Annotated in this window: 5 protein-coding genes; all 5 read right to left on the bottom strand. The window is 57.9% G+C overall.

Annotated elements, in window-relative coordinates; translation table 11 throughout:
• Positions 1-84: 84 nt before the first annotated feature.
• A complete protein-coding gene (gene dxs, locus Q1V60_RS04615) occupies positions 85-1,983 on the bottom strand; it encodes a 1-deoxy-D-xylulose-5-phosphate synthase (RefSeq protein ID WP_300627840.1) in 1,899 nt (632 codons plus the stop codon).
• A gap of 110 nt (positions 1,984-2,093) precedes the next feature.
• Positions 2,094-2,981, bottom strand: coding sequence for a (2E,6E)-farnesyl diphosphate synthase (gene ispA, locus Q1V60_RS04610; RefSeq protein ID WP_300627837.1), 888 nt, complete (start codon positions 2,979-2,981; stop codon positions 2,094-2,096).
• Positions 2,978-3,220: an exodeoxyribonuclease VII small subunit gene (locus tag Q1V60_RS04605; RefSeq protein ID WP_003176346.1), complete on the bottom strand. Its 243-nt coding sequence runs from the start codon at positions 3,218-3,220 to the stop codon at positions 2,978-2,980. Before Q1V60_RS04605 ends, ispA begins: the two co-directional genes overlap by 4 nt.
• Before the next feature lie 581 nt (positions 3,221-3,801).
• Complete coding sequence (locus Q1V60_RS04600) at positions 3,802-4,212, bottom strand: hypothetical protein (protein WP_300627830.1); 411 nt, start codon at positions 4,210-4,212, stop codon at positions 3,802-3,804.
• A partial coding sequence (locus Q1V60_RS04595) for an RHS repeat-associated core domain-containing protein (protein ID WP_300627828.1) occupies positions 4,209-5,609 on the bottom strand: 1,401 nt, incomplete at its 5' end. The genes Q1V60_RS04600 and Q1V60_RS04595, both read right to left, overlap by 4 nt.

Genomic DNA, 5,609 nt, shown 5'->3' with positions numbered 1-5,609 from the left:
GCGAATGCTGCATTTCAGTCAAGGCGTATTTGACTGATCTACCGCATTCGCGAGCAAGCCCGCTCCCACCCGTCGATCCGGTTTCTACAGGCCGAGCAGAGCCACGCGCTGGCGCACCGAGGCCTCGATGCCGGCCTCATCCAACCCGCATTCAGCCAGCATCTGCGCCGGCTTGGCGTGTTCGACGTACATATCCGGCAAGCCCAGGTGCAGCACCGACTTGAGGATATTCTCCCGTGCCAGGTACTCGCTGACCGCCGCACCGGCGCCGCCCATGATGGCGTTTTCTTCGACCGTTACCAGCAGCTCATGGCGACCGGCAATCTCGCGCACCAAGGCTTCATCCAACGGTTTGACGAAACGCATGTCGACCACGGTGGCGTCGATCTTCTCGGCCACTTTCAGGGCTTCGGCCAGTTGCACGCCGAACACCAGGAAGGCCGTCTTGCTGCCTTGGCGACGCACGATACCCTTGCCGATCTCGATAGGCTCCAGGTCCTTCTCGATCACCGCATTCGGGCCAGTGCCGCGCGGGTAGCGCACGGCAGCCGGGCCGTTGTACAGGTGGCCGGTGCTGAGCATCTTGCGCAGTTCGTTCTCGTCGCTGGGCGTCATCACCAGCATGCCGGGGATGCAGCGCAGGTAGGACAGGTCGAAACTGCCGGCGTGGGTCGGGCCGTCTTCGCCCACCAGGCCGGCGCGGTCGATGGCAAACAATACGTCGAGATTCTGCACCGCCACGTCATGCACCAACTGGTCATAACCGCGCTGCAGGAAGGTGGAGTAAATCGCTACCACCGGCTTGGCGCCTTCACAGGCCATGCCGGCGGCGAAAGTCACCGCGTGCTGCTCGGCAATTGCTACGTCGAAATAGCGCAGCGGGAAGCGCTCGCTGAAAGCCACCAGGTCGGAGCCTTCCTTCATCGCCGGGGTGATGCCCACCAGGCGCGGGTCGGCGGCAGCCATGTCGCACAGCCATTCGCCGAATACACCGGAATACTTCGGCCCGCCGGCCTTTTTCGGCGCAGCGGCGGGGGCGTCCAGGGGTTCGAGTTTGGTGATCGCGTGGTAACCGATCGGGTCGACTTCCGCCGGAGCGAAGCCTTTACCCTTCTTGGTGACGACATGCAGGAACTGCGGGCCCTTGAGGTCACGCATGTTGCGCAGCGTGGCGATCAGGGTGGGCAGGTCATGGCCGTCGATAGGGCCGATGTAGTTCCAGCCCAACTCTTCGAACAAGGTGCCGGGCACCAGCATGCCCTTGGCATATTCTTCAGTACGACGGGCAATTTCCCACGCGCCGGGCAGACGCGACAGCACTTTCTTGCTGCCTTCGCGCATGCTGGCGTAGGTACGGCTGGAAAGGATTTTCGCCAGGTAATTGGACAGGCCACCGACGTTTCGCGAAATCGACATGTCGTTGTCGTTGAGGATCACCAACATATTGGCGTTCACTTCCGGCGCATGGTTCAGCGCTTCGAAGGCCATGCCCGCAGTCAACGCGCCATCACCGATCACGGCAATCGCCTTGCGATCGCTGCCTTGCAGACGGGCGGCAATCGCCATGCCCAGCGCGGCACTGATCGAGGTGCTGGAGTGGCCGACGCCAAAGGTGTCGTACTCGCTCTCGGCACGCCGTGGAAAGGCGGCGATACCGTCCTTCTGACGCAAGCTGGCCATGCGTTCGCGACGGCCGGTGAGGATTTTATGCGGATACGCCTGATGGCCCACGTCCCACACCAGCCGGTCGTCCGGGGTGTCGAATACGTAGTGCAGGGCGATGGTCAGCTCGATCACGCCCAGCCCGGCACCGAAATGCCCACCGGTCTGGCCGACCGTGTAGAGCAATTCCAGGCGCAGTTCATCGGCCAGGGTTTCCAGCTCGGCTTCACCCAGTCGACGCAGGCCGTCCGGCGTGGCAGCACGGTCGAGCAGAGGCGTGGACGGGCGCTTGCGGGGAATCTCTAGGAACGTCGTGGGCATCAGGCGAATCGTTATAGGTATAGAAGAGGCGGCAGTTTACCTCAAGCATTGCAAACTGCCCACGCAGAGGGGCGAACTTGGCCGATATGCGGCGCTTATGGCCGCGTTGATCAGTGTCGACGTTCGACGATATACCGCGCCAGATCACGCAACGGCTCAGCCGCCGCGTCGAAAGGTCGCAGGGCGCCCAGGGCCTGATCGCGTAGTTCCAGGGCATACGCCTTGGCAGCATCCAGCCCGAGCAGCGCAGGATAAGTCGGTTTGTCCCGAGCGATATCGGCGCCTTGGCGTTTGCCGAGGGTCGCGGTGTCACTTTCCACGTCGAGAATATCGTCCTGCACCTGAAACGCCAGGCCAATGGCCCGCGAATAGGTGTGCAGCGCCGCCAATTGCGCGGCTTCAGCCCGGCCACTGGCCAGTGCGCCGAGTTGCACGGCAGCTTCGATCAATGCGCCGGTCTTGTGACGATGCATGTGCTCCAGGGCTTTTTGATCCAGCTTGAGGCTGACCGAACCCATGTCGATCGCCTGCCCGCCGACCATACCGGCCGGGCCTGCGGCCATGGCCAGGGCGGTGACCATGCGCAGGCGGATCTCGGCGTTGACGCTGCTCAGCGCCGGGTCCAGCAATGCGCTGAACGCCAGGCTTTGCAAGCCATCACCGGCCAGGATCGCATAGGCTTCATCAAAGGCTTTATGGGTGGTCGGCTGGCCGCGACGCAGATCGTCATCGTCCATCGCCGGCAGGTCGTCGTGTACCAGGGAATAGGCGTGAATCAGTTCTACCGCACAGGCCGCGCCATTTGCTTCTTCGGCCGGCGCACCCAGCGCTTCACACGCCGCATACGCCAGCAACGGGCGCACGCGCTTGCCGCCATTCATCACGCTGTAGCGCATGGCTTCGTAAAGACGCTTCATTTCCGGGCTCGGCGCAACAAACAAGGGCTCCAGCGCCGCATTCACCCGGGCTTGGCTACTGGCCTGATACGCATCCATCATTCGGGTTGTTCCGCATCGAAAGGTTCTTCGGCCAACTCCCCGTCACGCTCGAGCAACACCTGGACCTTCTGCTCAGCCTGCGCCAACGCGCTCTGGCAGTCGCGAGTCAGGCCGATGCCTTGCTCAAACGCCGTCAACGAGTCTTCCAGCGACAACTCGCCGTTCTCCAGACGCTCGACCAGGGTTTGCAGGTCGGCGAGGGATTGTTCGAAATCGAGTGCAACTTTTTTGCGGGCCATGGCGGCAATTCCGGTAGACGGTAAACCGGCGCGACACTAGCAGACATGGGGAATTGGGGCAAATGAGTGGGGCTGTTGCTCGTAGGTGGGATTGAGCTGATAACGCGTGCTGCGGCCGTCTCCAGGGGGGCTGTTAGCAGCTTTTTATGATAGATCAGGTGCCGTGTGGCCAGATTCAGTGGGGCGCTCAATTTCACAACCCGAGTTGTAGGCTCATTAAGTTCAATAAGAGGTAATGAATCAACAACTTTAACTCAGTACCGCCACCGGCGCTGTCTTGAATAACCTCGCCAGTTATAAATGTGCGTCACCGTAAACGTGATCCGTGGTGTTGTTTCAAATGAAGGTGTGTTCGGGAAAATATTTCGTTCAAGTCGAATTCGATGTTCAGAGATTTTCCGATTTTTGGTGTGTCTTCACTCCATAAATCTACACCGCTTCCGAAGGGCGGGTTGAACTTCACGCGCTGAGTGTCTTGGTCAGAAGAAAAATTAGTCATTTATATTTTCATTTAAGCTTGATAGATGGTTGTTGGTACGGTTCGGATTTTTTAGGCAATACAGGTTGGCTGTTCAGATAAGCTATATTTTTGCAAAATCAATGTCTCCCTCAAATGAAATGCAAGCAATCCAGTCCAGCTGTTTTTGAAGTATGTAAGTATGCTGGGGTATGTTTGAGAAAATGTGCAGTGACTGCATGAGGTCTCTGCATTTAATTGAATATGCGTTGTCGGTTGCGTCGCCGATGAAGATTACATTTTGTTTAGTAGCTGCTTGTATTTTTTTCTCTAGTGTCTCTAGCGTAGATCGTAATGAAGAGAGGCCGATATAGGTGTTTTCCTTAAATTGGCTCCAAGCTATTTGATTTCCGGAGAAAGGAACGGCTGCATTTATCGTTTCAACAATTAAATCGTGCTCGGCTTCTACTGGGATATCAAATTCGATATTCAGACGGTTGAGGTCTTTGATTATTTCGTCGTCAAGATAGCTCATTTTTTGTCGAACCTCTTTGTGAGTTGAAGTACAGTTTTTGACGTGCCTTCAAAAGTATAATGGGGGGCGTTTTTTTTGTGAGTCCATACATTAATGTGGGCACCATGTTTCTCGTCATATTCAACACGATAACCTGTCCTTGCGTCAGTCGTTTGCATGCCGATGGGCTGACCTTTGAGTTCGCCAAATTTTCCCAGTTTTGGTTTTTCCGCCCGAAAGTCATTTTCCAGTAACCACTCAAATGCTTTGTTCAATGCTTGCTCGTAGGTGGCGGAATGAGTTGAGCGGCCTACCTTTGGCGTTTCCTCTCCATATCGAGGAGAGGTTTGGCTTTGTTGTCCTGGGCAATTGCCCCGCGTACACGCCAGCCCCAGCGGATCAACCCACCCGGTTGGATTGGTCGCGTATCGGTACGCATTGATTCCACCGGCCAGCTTTACCGGGTCTGGTGTCAGGTAACGCCCACTATCCGGATTGTAGTAGCGATGGCGGTTGTAGTGCAGGCCGCTTTCCGGGTCGAAGTATTGGCCTTGGAAACGCAGCGGGTTGTCGATTTTGCCGACGTCGAGGCGGCTGATTTCGCCGTAGGCGCGGTAGTGGGCGGACCAGACGATGTCGCCCTCAGGATCAGTCAGCTCCTGCGGTGTGCCGAGGTGGTCGAGTTGGTAGTGGTAGGGCTTGGCCTCTTCTGGGCCGAAGCCTTCCAGCAGGGCCAATGGGCGGAAGCTGTCGGGTTCATAGAGGTAGCTGCGATGGCGATCAGCATGGTGTTCGGCGATCAGCTTGTCGCCTTGCCAGAAGAATTCCGTGGTTACGCCATCCACGGTTTTGCTGATGCGCCGACCGAACGGATCATAGCGATAGCTGGCGGTTTGGCCGTTGGGCTTGGTGACGCCAATCAGCCGGTGCTGGCAGTCGTAGCGGTACTCGGTGAAGAGCGAATGACTTTTTCCGCGCCGTTCTCTTATCAGATTGCCGAAGGCGTCGTAGTCGTAATGGTGATCGCCTTGGATCACCAGCCGATTACCCGCTACGATGTCCGGACCGGGGCGGTTTTGCATGAGCAGATTGCCGGCCGGGTCGTGGCCGAAGCGGTCCTGCACGTCTTGCGAATGGTCGGCGCGGGTCAGGCGGTGGAGCGGGTCGTAGCGGTAAAGGTGTTCGCCTTTGCGAGTGTCGATCAGGCGGGTGAGATTGCCGGCTTTGTCGTAGTCGTAGTGGCGTTGGTAGAGGTGGTTTTGCTGTTGGGTGACGGTGTGGGCGTGCAGGCGGTTCTGGTCGTCGTAGTGGTAGTGGCTGAGCAGTTGGCCTTGTTGGCGTTGGTGTTCGCGGCCGGCTTTGAATAGGTGGGAGGTGAGCACTTCACCGTTGAGTTCAACGGTGGCAAGGTGGCCGCC

The sequence above is a fragment of the Pseudomonas sp. genome (assembly GCF_030147005.1).
In the GTDB taxonomy this organism is placed as follows: domain Bacteria; phylum Pseudomonadota; class Gammaproteobacteria; order Pseudomonadales; family Pseudomonadaceae; genus Aquipseudomonas.
The sequence above is the reverse complement of the archived record's forward strand: the minus strand, read 5'-3'. Positions and strand labels throughout refer to the sequence as shown.

Coding starts and splice junctions, on each gene's coding strand:
- dxs (WP_300627840.1), bottom strand. CDS start 1,983: ATGCCCACGACGTTCCTAGAGATTCCCCGCAAGCGCCCGTCCACGCCT.
- ispA (WP_300627837.1), bottom strand. CDS start 2,981: ATGATGGATGCGTATCAGGCCAGTAGCCAAGCCCGGGTGAATGCGGCG.
- Q1V60_RS04605 (WP_003176346.1), bottom strand. CDS start 3,220: ATGGCCCGCAAAAAAGTTGCACTCGATTTCGAACAATCCCTCGCCGAC.
- Q1V60_RS04600 (WP_300627830.1), bottom strand. CDS start 4,212: ATGAGCTATCTTGACGACGAAATAATCAAAGACCTCAACCGTCTGAAT.